This window comes from Streptomyces sp. NPDC107498 (assembly GCF_055582805.1).
The window spans coordinates 134,945-152,917 of the sequence record NZ_JBVJPE010000007.1; the positions used below are offsets into that span (position 1 = coordinate 134,945).

The following is a 17,973-nucleotide window of genomic DNA, read 5'->3' on the forward strand; positions in this document are numbered from 1 at the left end:
GGGCCGCCCTCCTGCTCGGCGGCTCGGACCACCCCGCCCACGCCCTGGCCACCGCCTACTTCGCGATCTCGCTCCCCGGCACGGCCGTCTTCTTCGCCACGCACGTGCTCGACGGGATCCTCAAGGGCGCCGGCGACACCCGCACCCCCATGCGGCTCGCCTTCCTCGCCAACGGGCTGATCCTCGTCCTCGACCCGCTGCTCATCCACGCGCACGGGGTGCCGGGCGCCGCCCTCGCCACCGTCACCGGCCGGAGCGTCGCCCTCGCCGCGGGCCTCCTCGCCCTGCGCCGCGACCCGCTCCTCAGGGCCGCCCGGGCCGCCGGGGCGGCCCTGCCCACGGCCGCCGCACTGCGCCGCACCGCCGCCACCGGGCTGCCCATGTCCGTCGACTTCGTGGTCCGGATGGCCGGAGCCCTCGCGCTCGTCTCCGTCGTCGCCCGGCTCGGCGTCACCGAGATCGCCGCCTACGGCATCGCCACCAAGGCCATGTACGTGGCGACCATGGCCTTCTACTCCGTCCGACAGGCCGCCGCCATCCACAGCGCCCACCTCCTCGGCTCGGGCCTGGACGAGCGCCGGGCCGTCGGCCGGCAGGCCCTCCTCCTCGGCGGAGCCCTCGGCGCGGGCGCCGCCGGACTGCTGTTCCTCGGCGCGGGACCCGTGATGCGGGCCTTCGGCGCCGAGCCGGAGGCGGCGGCGGGCGCGCTCTTCCTGCGCTGCCTCGGCCCCCACCTGCTGCTCCTGGCCGGGTACATCGCGCTCGCCGGCGTCTTCGAGGGCACCGGGGCGAGCCCGTACCCCGCCCGGATCACCGTCGCGGGCGTCCTCGTGCAACTCCCGCTCGCCCACGCCCTCTCAGGCGCCGGCCTCCCCGGGATCTGCCTGGCCACGGCCCTCGCCACGGGAGCCCAGTGCGCGGCCCTCGGCCTGCTGCACCGCCGCACCCTCGGCGCCTCCCGGAAGCCTCAGCGCGAGCCGGACAGGGTCTTCTCGCGCTCCGGCTGAGTCGCCTGCGCGGGGATCCTCCCGACCCCGGCCGCCGCGAGCCGCGGCTCCGCCACCGTGTGGCGCCACAGGATCCCGCAGGCGATGACGGTGGCGGCGACCAGCAGGCCGTTCCGGGTGAACAGCACCGCCATGCCCAGCGGATCGCTCCGCGTCACGTGCGAGAACCACACCGGGAACTCGAACTGCGTCACCGCCGTCGCCCAGAGCACCAGATGCGCGGGCCGCCGCATCCGGCTCGACCGGTAGGCGAGGCACACCGCGGCCAGACCGACCAGCCACAGCATGTACTGGGGGGAGAGCACCCGGCTCGTCGTCGTGAACAGCAGCACCGCGACGAAGGCCGCGTCCGCCACCGTCGACGAGGCGAAGTGCCGCGCCCGCAGCCGCCACACGAGCAGCCAGCCGAACGCGGCGATCGTGAGGACCAGCGCGGCCGTCGAGACCGCGGACACGTACGGGCCGAGGAACTCGATCGAGCCGTAGTTCATCCGCGCCTCGCCGTCCCAGCCGAAGTGCCGGACGACGTGGAAGACCGTCGCGCCCAGCGACTCGACCTCCGTGCCCCGGTCGCGCTGGAAGCCGAGGAAGGCCAGCGCCCCCGGCATCCACACCACGCAGAACGCGAGCACCGCCGCCGCCGCGCCCGCCGCCGTCGACCAGGAGCGGAGGGTCGCCCGCCCCTTCGGGGTGCCGGCGAGCAGCAGCACCGGCCACACCTTCAGGACAGCGCCGAAACCGGCGAGCGCGCCGAGCACGCGCGGGCTGCGGCCCGCCGCGAGCAGCCCCGCCACCGCGACGGCGGTGACCATCACGTCGTACCGGGCGTACGCCGTCGGGCCGAGCAGCGCGACGCCCGCCAGCCAGAACCAGGCACCCCGGGACGAGCGGCCGGGGCGGCGGCCCGTGTGGAGGAGCAGCCCGAAGACGAGCGCGTCGCAGAGGAAGGCGAGGACGAAGAAGGCGGACGCGTAGCCGAGGAACGGCAGCAGCCTGGGGGAGAGGATCGCGAACGCGGCGGCCGGCGGGTACTGCCAGGTGACGTCGTCCAGCGGATACGTGCCCGTCCGCAGGACCTCGTACCAGCCCTGGTAGATGTTCGACACGTCGAAGGTGATGTCCGGCCCCGGGACCACCACGACCTTGAAGGCGCACAGCAGCAGAAGGACCCGGGACAGACCCCACAGGCCGAGCGGAAGCCGCAGGCTCGTGCGTGACCCGTTCCCCGCCGCACCCGTCGTCACTGTCGCGTCCTTCTCCTGTCGACCCGCGGTGGCGGGGGCGGTCGTGGTCCTGTCGGCCCGCGGTGGCGGGGCAGGTGTGGTGCCGGGCGGTGCAGGCGATCGCGTACTGTCGGCCACGATGCACAAGACCCTGATCGTAACCAACGACTTCCCGCCGCGTCCCGGCGGAATCCAGGCCTTCCTGCACAACATGGCGCTCCGCCTGGACCCCGACCGGATCGTGGTCTACGCCTCCACCTGGAAGCGCAGCCGCGAAGGGATCGAGGCGACGGCCGCGTTCGACGCCGAACAGCCTTTCACGGTCGTGCGGGATCGCACCACCATGCTGTTGCCGACTCCTCGGGTCACCGCCCGCGCCACCGCGCTGCTGCGCGAGCACGGCTGCGCGTCCGTGTGGTTCGGCGCGGCCGCGCCGCTCGGCCTGATGGCGCCCGCGCTGCGCCGGGCCGGCGCCCGCCGGCTCGTCGCCACCACCCACGGGCACGAGGCCGGCTGGGCCCAGCTCCCCGCCGCCCGGCAGCTCCTGCGCCGCATCGGCGAGGGCACGGACACGATCACCTACCTCGGCGAGTACACCCGTTCCCGGATCGCGAGCGCCCTCACCCCGGCCGCCGCCGGCCGCATGGTCCAGCTCCCGCCCGGCGTCGACGAGAAGACCTTCCACCCCGGCTCGGGCGGCGACGAGGTCCGCGCCCGCCTCGGGCTCAGCGACCGTCCCGTCGTCGTCTGCGTCTCCCGGCTCGTCCCCCGCAAGGGCCAGGACACCCTGATCCGGGCCGTGCCCGCGATCCTCCGCCGGGTCCCCGACGCCGTCCTCCTGGTCGTCGGCGGCGGACCGTACGAGAAGGACCTGCGCCGCCTCGCCGCCGAGACCGGCGTGACCGGATCCGTACGCTTCACCGGCGCCGTGCCCTGGTCCGAGCTGCCCGCCCACTACGGCGCCGGCGACGTCTTCGCCATGCCCTGCCGCACCCGGCGCGGCGGCCTCGACGTCGAGGGCCTCGGCATCGTCTACCTGGAGGCCTCCGCCACCGGCCTCCCCGTCGTCGCCGGCGACTCCGGCGGCGCCCCCGACGCCGTCCTCGACGGCGAGACCGGCTGGGTCGTCCGCGGCGAGTCCGCCGAGGAGACCGCCGACCGCGTCGCCACCCTCCTCCTCGACCCCGAGCTCCGCGCCCGCATGGGCGAGCGCGGCCGGGCCTGGGTGGAGGAGCGCTGGCGCTGGGACCTGCTGGCGGAGCGACTGCGCGAACTGCTGTAGGGAGAGCGCGGAGGGGCCCGGGGCGATGCGATCGCCCCGGGCCCCTCCGCACCCGCTCCTACTTGCTGTAGATCGACTCGATCTCGTCCGCGAAGTCCTTCGCCACCACGTTCCGCTTCAGCTTCAGGGACGGGGTGATGTGGCCCGCCTCCTCGGTGAACTGGGCCGGGAGGATGCGGAACTTGCGGACCGACTCCGCCTTGGAGACGGCGGCGTTGCCGTCGTCGACCGCCCGCTGGACCTCCGCGATCAGCTCGGCGTCCTCCCGCAGGGACGCCGCCGTCGAACCGGCCGGCTTGCCGTGCTCGCTCGCCCAGCGGCCCAGGAACTCCTCGTCGATCGTGACCAGCGCGCCCACGAACGGACGCCCGTCGCCGACCACCATGCACTCCGCGACCAGCGCGTGCGCCCGGATCCGGTCCTCGATGACCGCCGGAGCGACGTTCTTGCCGCCCGCCGTCACCAGGATCTCCTTCTTGCGGCCGGTGATCGCGAGGTAGCCGTCCTCGTCGAGCGTGCCGATGTCACCCGTGTGGAACCAGCCGTCCGCCAGCGCCTCGGCCGTCGCCGCCGGGTTGTTCCAGTACTCCGTGAAGATGTGCTCGCCGTGCAGCAGCACCTCGCCGTCGTCGGCGATCCGCACCACCGAGCCCGGCAGCGGCTGGCCGACCGTGCCGATCTTCTGCCGGTCCCACGGGTTGAACGCGGTCGCCGCGCACGACTCCGTCAGGCCGTAGCCCTCCAGGACCGTGAAGCCGATGCCCCGGAAGAAGTGGCCGAGCCGCTCGCCCAGCGGCGCGCCGCCCGAGATCGCGTACTCGCCGCGACCGCCGAGCACCGCCCGCAGCTTGCTGAAGACCAGCTTGTCGAAGACCTTGTGCTTCAGCCTCAGCCCGAAGGACGGGCCCTGCGGGGTGCCGAGCGCCCGGCTGTACGCGATGGCCGTGTGCGCGGCCTTGTCGAAGATCTTGCCCTTGCCGTCGGCCTGCGCCTTCGCCCGCGCCGAGTTGTAGACCTTCTCGAAGACGCGCGGCACGCCCAGGATCAGCGTCGGCCGGAACGAGGCCAGCTCGTCCGTGAGGTTCTTGATGTCCGGGACGCAGCCAAGACGGATCGGCGCCATCACGGACGCGACCTCGACGAGCCGTCCGAAGACGTGCGCGGCCGGCAGGAACAGCAGCACCGAGCACTCGCCCGTACGGAAGAGGGGCTTCAGCCGCTCCACCACGTTGCCGCACTCGGCGAAGAAGGCCCGGTGGGTCAGGACGCAGCCCTTGGGGCGGCCCGTCGTGCCCGAGGTGTAGACGATCGTCGCCGGGTCGTCCGCGTGCGCCGCCGACATGCGCTCGTCGAGCAGCTCGTCGGAGACGTCCATGCCGGTGGCCGTGAGCTGCGCGACCGCGTCGTCCTCGATCTGCCAGACGCCCTTGAGCTCCGGGAGCCGGTCCCGTACGGACTCCACCGCGGCCTGGTGCGCCGGGCTCTCGGCGAGCACCACGGTCGCGCCCGAGTCGCCCAGGATCCACTGGATCTGCTCCGGCGAGCTCGTCTCGTACACCGGCACGGTCACCGCGCCCGCGCTCCAGACCGCGAAGTCGAGGAGCACCCACTCGTAGCGCGTGCGGGAGAGCAGCGCGACCCGGTCGCCCGGCTCCACGCCGGAGGCGATCAGACCCTTGGCGACCCCGCGGACCTCGGCGAGGAACTCGGTGGCGGTGACGTCCGTCCAGACGCCGTCGACCTTGCGCCCCATCACGGCGACGTCTGGGTGCTGGGAGGCGTTGCGGCGGATGAGATCCGTCAGGTTGCCGTCCGTGGGGACCTCGTACAGGGCCGGAAGGCTGAACTCGCGCAAGACTGCTGCTCCTCATCGGGCGCCGGCGCCACGGCTCTGTGTGATGCACCGGTGAAGTCCATGATCGGGCAGGTGCTCAGTGGGGGTGAGCACGACTGGACTGCCCGGACGTTACTCGTCAGTACACGGTTCCCGATAGGGGGTCCCGGCCAGATGTTCCGTGCGTCACACCGGTGTGACGGTGCTCTGCGCACAGTAATCCACAGCTTTCACGACTCCCAAGTAACCGCAGGTGACACCCCCTAAGGTGGGGTCATGCGAGTCCATGTGGTCAGTGACGTACACGGCAACGCCGACGACCTCGCCAAGGCGGGGGAGGGCGCCGACGCCCTCATATGTCTCGGTGACCTGGTCCTCTTCCTCGACTACGCCGACCACAGCCGGGGGATCTTCCCCGATCTCTTCGGCACCGAGAACGCCGACCTGATCGTCGAGCTCCGCACCGCCCGCCGCTTCGACGAGGCCCGCGACCTCGGCCGCCGCCTCTGGGCCGGGCTCGACGTCGACCGCGAGACCGCCGTCGAGACCGCCGTCCGCCGCCAGTACGCCGAACTCTTCGCCGCCTTCCCCACCCCCACGTACGCCACCTACGGGAACGTGGACATCCCCCGGCTCTGGCCCGAGTACGCAGGCCCCGGCACCACGGTCCTCGACGGCGACCGGATCGAGCTCGGCGGCCTGGTCCTCGGCTTCGTCGGCGGCGGGCTGCGCACGCCCATGCGCACCCCGTACGAGATCTCGGACGAGGAGTACGCGGCCAAGGTCGAGGCCCTCGGCGACGTCGACGTGCTCTGCTCCCACATCCCGCCGGACGTCCCCGAACTGACCTACGACACGGTCGCCCGCCGCTTCGAGCGCGGCAGCCGGGCGCTGCTCGACGCCATCCACCGGGTCCGCCCCCGCTACGCCCTCTTCGGCCACGTCCACCAGCCGCTGGCCCGGCGCATGCGGATCGCCTCCACCGAGTGCGTGAACGTCGGCCACTTCGCCTCGACCGGGACGCCCTTCGCCCTGGAGTGGTGACGGCGGGGGCACGGGGGCGCGATAGCCTTCCGTCGGCACGTCTGTGCCCTTTTGCTTCCGCCTTTACTTCCGCCGGACCGCACAGTGGAGGAGCCACCGCGATGGCCGAACACACCAGCTCGAGCATCACCATCGAGGCGGCGCCGGCCGACGTCATGGGCGTGATCGCCGACTTCGCCCGCTATCCGGAGTGGACCGGCGAGGTGAAGGAGGCGGAGGTCCTGGAGAAGGACTCCGCGGGCCGTGCGGAGAAGGTCCGCCTCCTCCTCGACGCGGGCGCCATCAGGGACGACCACACCCTCGCGTACACCTGGACCGGGGACAACGAGGTCAGCTGGACCCTCGTCAAGTCCCAGATGCTCCGCTCCCTCGACGGCTCCTACCTCCTGAAGGCGCTCGGCGCCGGCCGCACCGAGGTGACGTACCAGCTCACCGTGGACGTCAAGATCCCCATGCTCGGCATGATCAAGCGCAAGGCGGAGAAGGTCATCATCGACCGGGCGCTGGACGGCCTGAAGAAGCGCGTCGAATCGGGCGCGTGATTCCGAGCCCCCGATCCCGGCTGGGCGGTGCGCTTCCGCCCCCTGCCCGTGTGGGCAATCCTCCCGCTCGAGCAGGGGGGACCCCCTTCGCCCCGGCGGAACGGTTGCCCGCAACGGGGGTGGGCGGGGGCAACGCCCCCACGGAACGACTGCCCACAACGGGGGGCGCGGGGTGGGCCCGGTAACGTCGCCCGTATGCGGATCATCCTTGTCACCGGCCCCGGCGGCGCCGGACGCACCACCCTCGCCGCCGCCACCGCCCTCACCGAGGCGCGGGCCGGCCGCCGGGTCCTGCTCGTCTCCGAGGACGCGGAACCGGTCGAGGGCCTCCGGATCCTCCGGCCCGAGCCCGGCGCCGACTTCCGCCGGGAGTTCCTCGCCCTCCAGGCCCGCTCCTCCGCCGCCCTCGACCTGCTCGGCGCCGCGCCCTTCGAGGACGCCGAACTGACCGAGCTCCCGGGCAGCCGCCCGTTCGCCCTGCTGCGGGCCCTGCGCGACGCCGCCGCCGGCGACCACGACCTCGCGGTCGTCGACCTGCCCCCGCTCCCCGAGGCCCTCGCCCTCCTCGCCCTCCCCGGACAGCTCCGCCGCTATCTGCGCCGCCTGCTGCCCCCGGAGCGCCAGGCCGCCCGCGCCCTGCGCCCGATGCTCGCCCAGCTCGCCGGCGTCCCCATGCCCGCGCAGTGGCTGTACGAGACCACCGCCCGCTGGGAGGCCGAGCTCGCCGCCGCCCAGGCCGTCGTCGAGGCCCCCGCCACCACCGTCCGCCTCGTCCTCGAACCCGGCCCCGCCGCCGCCCGCACCCTGCGCACCGCCCGGCTCGGCCTCGCCGTCCAGCGCCTCGCCCTCGACGCCGTCGTCGCGAACCGGATCCTCCCGGCCGGCTCCGAGGACCCGTGGCTGGCCGGGCTCACCGCCGAACAGCACCGGCACCTCGCGGAGCTCCGTACCGCCGCCGGCGAGCTGTACGAGCTCCCGCACCTGGGCCGCGCCCCGCGCGGAGCCGAGGACCTGCTCCTCCTCGCGGCCGCCCGGCCCGCGCCGGTCCCCGCCCCCGTACCGGAGTGGACCGTCGAGGACCGGCGCGAGAAGGACGGCGTCCTCGTCTGGCACATCCCCCTGCCGGGGGCCGTCAAGGAGGAGCTCTCGCTCGTCCGCCGCGGCGACGAACTGCTCCTGACCGTCGGCGCGTTCCGCCGCGGCGTCCCGCTGCCGGGCGCCCTGCGCCGCTGCACGGTCACCGGCGCCGGGCTCGTCGAGGGGGACCTCCGGGTGCGCTTCACCCCGGACCCGGGTCTCTGGCCCCGTACCTCCTGAACGGGCGTGTACCGTCGAAGTAACAGCCATTGAGGAGTACGCCATGAGCGATTCGGACGCCTGGGCCAAGGCCTGTGCCGAGGACCTGGAGGCGGAGAGGGCCCGTCGTCGGGCGCAGCGCGCGGCCGAGCCCGGCTCGCCCGCGGAGGAGTTCCGCAGGCTCTTCGAGGCCGTGGCCGACAAGGTCTCCGGCGGCCTCGGGAACCCGCTCCTCGGCGGTCAGGCCGCGCAGGCCGCCGCGCAGACCGTGCAGCAGCTCGTCCACCAGGCGAAGGCCGTCGTCGAGCCCGTCATCGAGCGCAACCCGCAGGTCTTCGACCACCTCGCCGCCGCCGGCAGCGAGCTGCTCGCCGCCTACCGCTCCGCCGTCGAGGGCCACGAGAGCCGCTGGACCCGCGGCGGCGCCGTACCCGAGGACGACGACCCGCGTCGGGACGCCGACCCGGACGTCCCCCGCGAGGACGACGGAGGGACCGGAACCGGCCAGCACATCGACCTCGACTGATCGGTGGGGCACCTCCCCTCGGGTACGGTGGGCCTTAGCGGGGCTCGACCGAAAACTGAGGGACACATGGGACTCACCATCGGCGTCGACATCGGCGGCACGAAGATCGCGGCCGGCGTGGTCGACGAGGAGGGCAACATCCTCGACACGCACACCGTGCCCACCCCGCCGACCCCCGAAGGCATCGTCGACGCCATCTGCGCCGCCGTGTCCGAGGCCGGCAAGGGTCACTCGATCGAGGCCGTCGGCATCGGAGCCGCGGGCTACGTCGACGACAAGCGTGCCACCGTCCTCTTCGCGCCGAACATCGACTGGCGGCACGAGCCGCTCAAGGACAAGGTCGAGCAGCGGGTCGGTCTGCCCGTCGTCGTCGAGAACGACGCCAACGCGGCGGCCTGGGGCGAGTACCGCTTCGGCGCCGGCCAGGGCCACGAGGACGTCATCTGCATCACCCTCGGCACCGGTCTCGGCGGCGGCATCATCATCGGCAACAAGCTGCGCCGCGGACGCTTCGGCGTGGCCGCCGAGTTCGGCCACATCCGGGTCGTCCCGGACGGTCTGCTGTGCGGCTGCGGCAGCCAGGGCTGCTGGGAGCAGTACGCCTCCGGGCGCGCGCTCGTCCGGTACGCCAGGCAGCGCGCCAACGCCACCCCGGAGCGCGCGGAGATCCTCCTCGGCCTCGGCGACGGCTCCCCGGAGGGCATCGAGGGCAGGCACGTCAGCGAGGCCGCCCGCGCGGGCGACCCGGTGGCCATCGACTCCTTCCGCGAGCTGGCCCGCTGGGCGGGCGCCGGCCTCGCCGACCTGGCCTCGCTCTTCGACCCGTCCGCGTTCATCGTCGGCGGCGGCGTCTCGGACGAGGGGGACCTCGTCCTCGACCCCATTCGCAAGTCCTTCCGGCGCTGGCTGATCGGCGGGCAGTGGCGGCCGCACGCGCAGGTCCTCGCGGCCCAGCTGGGCAACAAGGCCGGCCTGGTCGGCGCCGCGGACCTGGCCCGCCAGGGCTGAGCTCCGTACGGGGCCGTACGACGACCGCCCGCCGCGTCCTCCCGGACGCGGCGGGCGGTCGTCGTATGTTGGCCGTCATGGCGATCAGTGAGCTGCCCAACTCCCGGACCGAGAGCGACGGTTCGGCCGTCCTCCGGGTCCTGAGCTACAACGTCCGCTCGATGCGCGACGACGAGGACGCCCTCGCGCGGGTGATCCGCGCCTGCGCCCCGGACCTCGTCTTCGTCCAGGAAGCCCCTCGCTTCTTCCGCTGGCGCAAACACGCCGCCCGGCTCGCCGCCAAGAGCGAGCTCGTCGTCCTGAGCGGCGGCGCCACCGCGGCGGGGCCGCTCCTGCTCTGCTCCCTGCGGGCCGCCGTGGAGCGGACCGAGGACGTCCTGCTGCCGCTCACGCCGGGCCTGCACCGGCGCGGCCTCGCGACCGCGGTCGTCCGCTTCGGCGGGGCCCGGGTCGGCCTCGTCAGCTGCCACCTGAGCCTGCGGAAGGACGAGCGGTACGCCCAGGCCGGGATGGTCCTCGACCGGGTCGCCGCCCTCGGCACCCCGTACGCCCTCGTCGCCGGCGACCTGAACGAACGCCCCGGCGGCCCCGCCTTCACCCGCCTCGCCGAGGAGCTCCAGGACGGGTGGGCGGTCAGCCCCTGGGGCGGCGAGTACACCTCGACCCCCGTCGACCCGCACCAGCGCATCGACGCGATCCTGGCGACCCCGGGCGTCGAGTTCCTCGGCTGCGGAGTCCCGACGGACCTCGACCCGGAGGACCTGCGGGCCGCCACCGACCACCTCCCGGTGCTGGCGGCGGTCCGCGTCCCCGCGACCTAGGGCGGCGGTCCGCGTCCCGCGGGGCGCCCGGCGGTTACACCACCGCCCCGCGCCCCGGGTCGTCGAAGCCGTCGTCATCGTCGTCGTCGTGCTTCATCCGGGCCACCAGGGTCGCGAAGCCGCCCAGGAAGCCGCCCACGCAGAGCGTCGTCAGCCACCAGGTCATGTCCCACTGGAGCAGCACGGCGAGCAGCATCAGGACCGGGCCGCCGACGACCGCGAGCCAGGCGAACTTGGTCGTCGTGTCCGCCTCGGGCAGCGGAGGCGGCTCCGGCGGGACGAAGTGGCCCTCGTCGCCGCCGCCCGCCGTGTCGTCCGGCTCGGCCGGCGAGTGGTCCCGGGGGCCGCCCGTCCGCACCCCGGGCGCGAACACGATCGAGCTGCCGAGCGCCGGCCGCTCGGGGCCCGCCTCCGGGTCCTCCTCCGTCCCGCCGTCCTCCGGCGCGGTCTCCGCGGGCTTCGGCCTCGGCTTCCAGGCCGTGCCCTTCACGGGCCGGACCTCCCCGGCGGCCCCGTCCTCCCCGTCCTCCGGCTCCGGCAGCGACAGGTTCTCGACGGGCCGGAACGGCTTCGTCCCCGGAGGGTCCGCGGGCTCCTCGCCGTACCCGGCGACGATCGCGGCCCAGGCCGCCTCCTCGTCGACGGGCTGCGGCTCCCGCCCGTCGCCGTCCTGCTGCTCAGCCACCGCTCCTGCTCCCCTTCCCGTCGACCAGCTCCGGGGCCAGACGCTCGACGAAGGCCAGGCTCTCGTCGAAGATCCGCTCCGCGTCATGGTCCAACGTCGCCACGTGGTAGCTCTGTTCCAGCAGGATCTCCTCGACGTCCGTCGAGGAGATGCGGGAGAGGATCCGGGCCGAGTCGGCGGGCGGCACGACGTGGTCCTGGGGGCTGTGGAGCAGTACCACCGGCTGGGTGACCTGGGGGAGCTGCGCGTCCACCGTCCGGAAGAGCCGCCGCATGGTGTGCGCGGCGTGCAGCGGCACCCGGTCGTAGCCGAGCTCGGTCACGCCCTCCTTGGCGATGTCGCTGGCGATGCCCCTCGTGGAGGGGACCAGGTGCCGGACGACGGGCAGCGCGTGCGCGGCGACGCCGTGCACCTTGTTCGCCGGGTTGACCAGGACGATGCCGCGCACCGCGTCACCGTGCTGGGCGGCCAGCCGCAGCGCGAGGGCCCCGCCCATGGAGAGGCCGAAGACGAAGACGGTCCGGCACCGGTCCAGGAGCTCGCGCAGGGCCCGGTCCACCTCCGCGTACCAGTCGTGCCAGGTGGTGAGCTGCATGTCCTGCCAGCGGGTGCCGTGCCCCGGCAGCAGCGGCACCGACACCGACAGGCCGCGCTCGGCCAGGTACTCGGCCCACGGACGCATGGACTGCGGGGAACCGGTGAATCCGTGACAGAGAAGGACGCCGACCTCTCCGCCTTCGTGGCGGTACGGCTCGGCTCCGGGAAGGACCGGCACCGGGGTCTCCTGTTCGTTGCGACTCCGGCGTCTTCGGGTGCGCCGGAGCGACGGAATGTGGGGAAGGACCTTCACGGTACGCGACCGGACCGACACCGACCAGGGCCGTAGCCGGGGCCGTGCGCCGGTACGGGATAAAGTCGTGGCGACGGCACACGGAAGGCATGGCGAGTTGATCTACGGCGCAATGAAGTTCTCCCTCGGAGGCTCCCTGAAGCTCGCCTTCCGGCCCTGGGTGGAGGGTCTGGAGAACATCCCCGCCGAGGGACCCGCGATCCTCGCGAGCAACCACCTGTCCTTCTCGGACTCCTTCTTCCTGCCCGCCGTGCTGGACCGCAAGGTCACCTTCATCGCCAAGGCCGAGTACTTCACCACCCCCGGTGTGAAGGGCAAGCTCACCGCCGCCTTCTTCAAGGGCGTCGGCCAGCTCCCGGTGGACCGTTCGGGTGCCCGCGGCGCGGGCGAGGCGGCGATCAAGGCCGGCATCGAGGTCATCGAGGGCGGCGGCCTCTTCGGCATCTACCCCGAGGGCACCCGCTCGCCCGACGGACGCCTCTACCGGGGCAAGCCCGGCGGTCTGGCGCGCGTCGCCCTGGCCACCGGCGCGCCCGTGATCCCGGTCGCCATGATCGACACCGAGAAGATCCAGCCGCCCGGCAAGGTCCTCCCCAAGCTGATGCGCCCGGGCATCCGGATCGGCAAGCCGCTGGACTTCACCCGCTACCAGGGCATGGAGGGGGACCGCTTCATCCTCCGCTCGGTGACCGACGAGGTCATGTACGAGATCATGAAGCTGTCCGGCCAGGAGTACGTCGACATCTACGCGACGGCCGCCAAGCGGCAGATCGCGGACGCGGAGAAGGCGGCCAAGGAGGCCGTCAAGGCCGAGATCGCCGCTCGGGAAGAGTCCGGCGCGTAGGTCCCGCGGGGGACCCGGGGGTGGGGGAGATGGCCAAGCGCGAGCGTGTCGTGCGCATGTCGGTCGAGCAGCCGCTGTGGCGTGCGCTGACCGGCTACCGCGTCCTGACGATGGTCTATGCGGTCCTGCTGTTCGCCTTCAACCGGAGCGGCTACGAGCGGCCCTGGATCGCCGTCGGCTATCTGGCGGTGCTGTGCTGCTGGACCCTGGCCACCCTCCCCAAGGTGGCGAACGCGGCCGGCTGCACCAGGCGCTTCCTCGGCGCCGACCTCGCCGTCGCCCTCGTCGGCATCCTCCTGACCCCGCTCGCCGACGCCCAGGCCCAGTCCTTCGACGGCCCCACCCTGCCGTCGATATGGACCGCCGGCTCCGTCCTCGCCTACGCCGTCAAGGGCGGCTGGCGCTGGGCCGGCGCCGCCTCCTCCCTGGTCGCCGTGGCCAACATCGTCGAGCGCGGCCACCCCAGCCGGGACACCCTCCACAACGTGCTCCTCGTCTGGGTCGCCTCCATCGCCATCGGCTACGTCGTCGAGGTCGCCCGCGCCTCCGAGCGCACCCTCGCCCGCGCCCTGGAGATCGAGGCCGCGACCCGGGAGCGGGAGCGGCTCGCCCGGGACATCCACGACAGCGTCCTCCAGGTCCTCGCGATGGTGCAGCGGCGCGGCACCGCGCTCGGCGGAGAGGCGGCCGAGCTCGGCCGGATGGCGGGGGAGCAGGAGGTCGCCCTCCGCACCCTCGTCGCGGGCGGGCTCGCCCGGCCCAGCCTGGTCTCCGAGGACGAGTCCGAGGGCGCCGTCGTCCGGGTCGTGGACGTGGACGACGAAGCCGACGCGGACGCCCCCGCCGACCTCCGCGTCCTGCTCGCCCCGCGCGCCGGGGCCCGGACCACGCTCTCCGAGCCGGGCGCCCCGGTCCTCCTGCCGCCGGCCGCGGCCCGCGAGCTGGCCGCCGCCGTCGGGGCCGCCCTGGACAACGTCCGGGTGCACGCCGGCGAGGACGCGCACGCGTGGATCCTGATCGAGGACTGGTCGGACGAGGTGATCGTCACCGTCCGGGACGACGGCCCCGGCATCCCGGAGGGCCGTCTCGCGCAGGCGGAGGGCGAGGGCCGGATGGGCGTCGCCCTGTCCATCCGGGGGAGACTGCGGGATCTGGGCGGCACGGCCGAGCTGGTCTCGGTCCCCGGTCAGGGCACGGAAGTCGAGTTGAAGGTTCCACGGGGGAAGGCAGGGGAGAAGTGAGCGAGCAGCGGATCAAGGTGATGGTCGTCGACGACCATCCGATGTGGCGGGACGCGGTCGCCCGCGACCTCGCCGAGGCGGGTTTCGACGTGGTCGCCACCGCCGGCGACGGCGAGCAGGCCGTGCGCCGCGCCGTCGCGGCCGGCCCCGACGTCCTCGTCCTGGACCTGAACCTGCCGGTCAAGCCGGGCGTCCAGGTCTGCAAGGAGCTCGTCGGCGGCCGGCCCGAGCTGCGGGTCCTCGTCCTCTCGGCGAGCGGCGAGCACGCCGACGTCCTGGAGGCGGTCAAGTCCGGCGCCACGGGCTACCTCCTGAAGTCGGCCAGTACGGGGGAGCTGATCGACGCGGTCCGCCGGACGGCCGTCGGCGACCCCGTCTTCACGCCGGGCCTGGCCGGGCTGGTCCTCGGCGAGTACCGCCGGCTGGCCTCCGAGCCCGCCCCGGCGGCCGGCGCCGACGAGCCGAAGGCCCCGCAGCTGACCGAGCGCGAGACGGAGGTCCTGCGGCTCGTCGCGAAGGGGCTCAGCTACAAGCAGATCGCCGAGCGCCTGGTCATCTCCCACCGCACGGTGCAGAACCACGTCCAGAACACCCTGGGCAAGCTCCAGCTGCACAACAGGGTGGAGCTCGTCCGGTACGCCATCGAGCGCGGCCTCGACGACGCCTGAGGCGCCGGGAGGACGAAGGGCCGTACGTGCGCGATACTCGCACGTACGCGTACACGTGCACATACGCGTACATACGCGCACATGCGGCCCGTCGTGACGATGAGGGGAACCTCGTGGACATCCTGGCATTCGGCGTGCAGGCGGACGAGAAGCCCCTCATGGAGAAGGCCTTCGCGGGACACCACGACGTCCGCTGCCTGGACGTCTTCCTCGACGAGGACACCGCCCCCATCGCCGCCGGCTACGAGATCGTCTCCACGAGCGTCAACGCCGACCTGAACCACCGGGTCCTGGAGACCCTCGCGGCCGGCGGGACCCGGCTGATCGCCCAGCGCTCCACGGGCTTCAACAACATCGACCTGGAGGTCGCCGAACGACTCGGCCTCACCGTCGCCCGGGTCTCCTCCTACTCGCCGTACTCCGTCGCCGAGTTCGCCTGGACCCTCGCCCTGGCCGTCAACCGCCGGATCGTCCGCGCCTCCAACCGGACCCGCGACTTCGACTTCCGGCTCGACGGCCTGATGGGACGTGACCTGCGGGGCCGTACCGTCGGCGTCCTCGGCACCGGCAGGATCGGCGAGGCCTTCACCCGCATCGCCCACGGCTTCGGCATGGAACTCCTCGGCTGGGACGTCGCCGAGAACCCCGCCTGCGTGGAACTCGGCATGAAGTACGTAGACAAGGAACGGCTCCTCGCCGAGGCCGACCTCGTCAGCCTCCACGTCCCGCTCATGGAGGCCACCCACCACCTCGTCGACGCCGCCGCCCTCAAGGCCATGAAGGACGACGCCATCCTGGTGAACTCCAGCCGCGGCGGCCTCGTCGACACCGAGGCCCTCGTCACCGAGCTCCGGGCCGGCCGCTTCACCGGTGTCGGCCTGGACGTGTACGAGGCGGAGGCCGGGCTCTTCTTCCTCGACAAGTCCCTGGAGGCCGTGGAGGACGACACCCTGGCCCGGCTGGTCACCTTCCCGAACGTGGTGGTCACCTCCCACCAGGCGTACTACACGGCCGACGCGGTCGGCCAGATCATCGAGGTCACCGTCCAGAACGTCCTCGACCACGTCGCCGGGCGGCGCAGCGAGAACGTCCTGGTGCCGAGGGCCCGGACCTGACGACCAGGCCCTAGACCAGCACGCCCGCCAGCAGGGAGGCGGTGAGCGCCGCCCCGTCCGTCGTGAGCACCGACTCCGGGTGGAACTGCACGCCCGCGAAGCCCGGTCCGCGCAGGGCGTGCACCTCACCGGTCTCCGCGTCCCGGCTGACCTCGATGCGGTGCAGCGCCAGCTCCGTCGCCGTCCGGTCGTCGCACCGCGCCGTGAAGCTGTTGTAGAAGCCGACCGTCTGCCGCCGGCCGAAGAGGTCGATCCGCAGCTGCGCCCCCTGGAAAGGGGTCCGCTTGCGGACGATGTCCAGGCCCAGCTCGGCCGCGATCAGCTCGTGCCCGAGGCAGACGCCCAGCAGACCGTGGCGGTGGTCCCGCACCAGCTCGCCCGTCAGACCGCGCAGGAAGCGCATCTTCGGGTCGGCGGCGTCCGACGGGTTCCCGGGACCGGGCCCCAGGACGACCGGACCCTCGTGGGCGAGGGCCAGCTCCCGCAGCCCCGGCTCGTCGTAGCGGAACACCGACACCTCCAGGCCCGAGGAGCGCAGGACGTGCGCCAGCATCGCCGTGAAGGTGTCCTCGGCGTCGACCACCAGCGCGTGCCCGGACAGCTCCGCGGAGCGGGCCTGCATCTTCAGCCAGAACGGCGCCAGGTCCGCGCGGCGCGCGTCGAGCGCGGCCCGCACCCGGGGGTCGTCGGCGAGCCGCGGCGGCACCGGCGCCGACGGGTCGACCGGCCGGCCCTCCCGCACCCCCAGGGCCGTGAGGACGCCCGCCGCCTTGGCGTGGGTCTCCGCGACCTCCCCCCCGGGGTCCGAGTGCCGCACCAGCGTGGCCCCCACCGGCACCCGCAGCCGGCCGTCGGCGGCGATGTCGGCGGTCCGGATGAGGATGGGGGAGTCCAGCGTCTGCGCCCCGCTCCCGTCCGTGCCGAGCAGGGCGAGCGCGCCCGCGTAGTACCCCCGGCCGCCCTCCTCGTGACGCTCGATCACCCGGCAGGCGTTCTGCACCGGCGACCCGGTCACGGTCGCCGCGAACATCGTCTCCCGCAGCACCTCCCGCACGTCGAGCGAGGACCGGCCCCGCAACTCGTACTCCGTGTGCGCGAGATGGGCCATCTCCTTCAGGCGCGGCCCGACCACCACCCCGCCCATGTCGCCCACCGTGCACATCATCTTCAGCTCCTCGTCCACCACCATGGAGAGCTCCTCGGTCTCCTTGCGGTCGGCGAGGAAGGCGAGCAGGCCCTCGGCGGTCGGGGCGGCCCCGGCCGGGTAGCGGTACGTGCCGCTGATCGGGTTCATCACGACCGTCCCTCCCGTCATCCGCACGTGCACCTCGGGGCTCGCCCCGACGAGCGTCCGCTCCCCGGTGTGCACGACGAACGTCCAGTACGCGCCCCGCTCGCCCGCGAGCAGCCGCCGGAACAGGGCGAGCGCGTCGGCGCGCCCGAAGCCCGGGATCCCGCCGGTGTAGGTGCGCCGGATCACGAAGTTCGCGCCCTCGCCGGAGCCGATCTCCTCGTCGACGACCCTTCGCACGGTCCGCGCGTAGGCCTCGTCGGAGACGTCGAACCCGCCGCCCTCCACCCGCACGTCGTGGGCGGGCAGTGCGGCCAGGGCCTCGGCGAGCGGCAGCTCGTACGCCTCGTCGGCGACCAGCACGGAGAGCGGGGTGCCGTCGTCCCGCACGTCGAAGCCGCGCTCCCGGATCTGCCGGAACGGCACGAGGGCGAGCGTCGGCATCGGGCCGACGGGCAGCTCCGCGAGGCGCTCGGCCTCGTGGACCCGGCCGATCAGCACCTCGACGGTGTCGTGGTCGCGGCCGGGGGTGCGGCGGCGCAGCAGGGCGAAGGGAGGGCAGGAGTCGTCGAGGAGACGGGAGAGGTCCATGGGGCGTGTCGTTCCTTCCGAGCGGATGTACGGAGAGGAGGAACGGCCCGGGTACGAGAAAGGCCGCCCCCTCGGGCGGCCTTCGCGTGTCTGTCGGTGTACGCG

16 protein-coding genes and 1 pseudogene are annotated in these 17,973 nt (G+C 73.5%); 12 read left to right on the forward strand and 5 right to left on the reverse strand.

The genetic code is table 11. The features are described from left to right. Positions 1–2: 2 nt before the first annotated feature. Positions 3–1,007, forward strand: a pseudogene (locus tag ACZ66Z_RS14970) (MATE family efflux transporter); the annotation flags it as partial. Here ACZ66Z_RS14970 and ACZ66Z_RS14975 read toward each other — a convergent pair. After that, positions 968–2,251, reverse strand: a complete 1,284-nt coding sequence (locus ACZ66Z_RS14975; RefSeq protein WP_469934390.1) for a glycosyltransferase 87 family protein — start codon at positions 2,249–2,251, stop codon at positions 968–970. The pseudogene ACZ66Z_RS14970 and the gene ACZ66Z_RS14975 overlap by 40 nt on opposite strands. A gap of 118 nt (positions 2,252–2,369) precedes the next feature. Here ACZ66Z_RS14975 and ACZ66Z_RS14980 point away from each other — a divergent pair, with 118 nt between their 5' ends. Beyond that, on the forward strand, positions 2,370–3,512 hold the full coding sequence (locus ACZ66Z_RS14980; protein WP_469934391.1) for a glycosyltransferase family 4 protein: 1,143 nt from the start codon (positions 2,370–2,372) through the stop codon (positions 3,510–3,512). Between the two features lie 58 nt (positions 3,513–3,570). Here ACZ66Z_RS14980 and ACZ66Z_RS14985 read toward each other — a convergent pair whose 3' ends face one another. After that, a complete protein-coding gene (locus tag ACZ66Z_RS14985) occupies positions 3,571–5,367 on the reverse strand; it encodes an AMP-dependent synthetase/ligase (protein WP_469934392.1) in 1,797 nt (598 codons plus the stop codon). A 267-nt stretch (positions 5,368–5,634) separates the two neighbouring features. Here ACZ66Z_RS14985 and ACZ66Z_RS14990 point away from each other — a divergent pair, with 267 nt between their 5' ends. The 6 genes from ACZ66Z_RS14990 to ACZ66Z_RS15015 all read left to right on the forward strand — a co-directional run bounded on the left by ACZ66Z_RS14990 (position 5,635) and on the right by ACZ66Z_RS15015 (position 10,583). Continuing rightward, complete coding sequence (locus ACZ66Z_RS14990) at positions 5,635–6,390, forward strand: metallophosphoesterase family protein (protein WP_469934556.1); 756 nt, start codon at positions 5,635–5,637, stop codon at positions 6,388–6,390. A gap of 101 nt (positions 6,391–6,491) precedes the next feature. Further along, a complete protein-coding gene (locus ACZ66Z_RS14995; RefSeq protein ID WP_469934393.1) occupies positions 6,492–6,932 on the forward strand; it encodes an SRPBCC family protein in 441 nt (146 codons plus the stop codon). A gap of 195 nt (positions 6,933–7,127) precedes the next feature. Next, on the forward strand, positions 7,128–8,249 hold the full coding sequence (locus tag ACZ66Z_RS15000; RefSeq protein ID WP_469934394.1) for an ArsA family ATPase: 1,122 nt from the start codon (positions 7,128–7,130) through the stop codon (positions 8,247–8,249). A 43-nt stretch (positions 8,250–8,292) separates the two neighbouring features. Beyond that, positions 8,293–8,754 carry a DUF5304 domain-containing protein gene (locus ACZ66Z_RS15005; RefSeq protein WP_469934395.1) on the forward strand — a complete coding sequence of 154 codons (462 nt, stop codon included), beginning with the start codon at positions 8,293–8,295 and terminating at the stop codon, positions 8,752–8,754. 66 nt (positions 8,755–8,820) lie between these two features. Further along, entirely contained in the window at positions 8,821–9,762 is a 942-nt protein-coding gene (locus ACZ66Z_RS15010) for an ROK family glucokinase (RefSeq protein WP_469934396.1), read from the forward strand. A 77-nt stretch (positions 9,763–9,839) separates the two neighbouring features. After that, complete coding sequence (locus ACZ66Z_RS15015; protein ID WP_469934397.1) at positions 9,840–10,583, forward strand: endonuclease/exonuclease/phosphatase family protein; 744 nt, start codon at positions 9,840–9,842, stop codon at positions 10,581–10,583. A gap of 34 nt (positions 10,584–10,617) precedes the next feature. Here the strand turns inward: ACZ66Z_RS15015 and ACZ66Z_RS15020 are convergent, their stop codons facing one another. Continuing rightward, entirely contained in the window at positions 10,618–11,268 is a 651-nt protein-coding gene (locus tag ACZ66Z_RS15020; RefSeq protein ID WP_469934398.1) for a hypothetical protein, read from the reverse strand. Continuing rightward, on the reverse strand, positions 11,261–12,043 hold the full coding sequence (locus tag ACZ66Z_RS15025) for an alpha/beta hydrolase (protein WP_469934399.1): 783 nt from the start codon (positions 12,041–12,043) through the stop codon (positions 11,261–11,263). Before ACZ66Z_RS15025 ends, ACZ66Z_RS15020 begins: the two co-directional genes overlap by 8 nt. Before the next feature lie 172 nt (positions 12,044–12,215). Here ACZ66Z_RS15025 and ACZ66Z_RS15030 point away from each other — a divergent pair, with 172 nt between their 5' ends. The 4 genes from ACZ66Z_RS15030 (at position 12,216) to ACZ66Z_RS15045 (ending at position 15,986) form a co-directional block, all read left to right on the forward strand. Then, entirely contained in the window at positions 12,216–12,962 is a 747-nt protein-coding gene (locus tag ACZ66Z_RS15030) for a lysophospholipid acyltransferase family protein (protein ID WP_469934400.1), read from the forward strand. Between the two features lie 29 nt (positions 12,963–12,991). Continuing rightward, positions 12,992–14,203: a MacS family sensor histidine kinase gene (gene macS, locus ACZ66Z_RS15035; RefSeq protein WP_469934401.1), complete on the forward strand. Its 1,212-nt coding sequence runs from the start codon at positions 12,992–12,994 to the stop codon at positions 14,201–14,203. Continuing rightward, positions 14,200–14,871 (forward strand): response regulator, encoded by a 672-nt coding sequence (locus tag ACZ66Z_RS15040; protein WP_469934402.1) that lies wholly within the window; start codon positions 14,200–14,202, stop codon positions 14,869–14,871. Before macS ends, ACZ66Z_RS15040 begins: the two co-directional genes overlap by 4 nt. A 113-nt stretch (positions 14,872–14,984) precedes the next feature. Then, the gene (locus ACZ66Z_RS15045; protein ID WP_469934403.1) at positions 14,985–15,986 is read left to right on the forward strand and encodes a 2-hydroxyacid dehydrogenase; all 1,002 of its coding nucleotides are present in this window, start codon (positions 14,985–14,987) and stop codon (positions 15,984–15,986) included. Positions 15,987–15,996: 10 nt separating this feature from the next. On the opposite strand, the gene ACZ66Z_RS15050 is transcribed toward ACZ66Z_RS15045, so the two are convergent. Beyond that, positions 15,997–17,868 carry an anthranilate synthase family protein gene (locus ACZ66Z_RS15050; RefSeq protein WP_469934404.1) on the reverse strand — a complete coding sequence of 624 codons (1,872 nt, stop codon included), beginning with the start codon at positions 17,866–17,868 and terminating at the stop codon, positions 15,997–15,999. Positions 17,869–17,973: the final 105 nt, after the last annotated feature.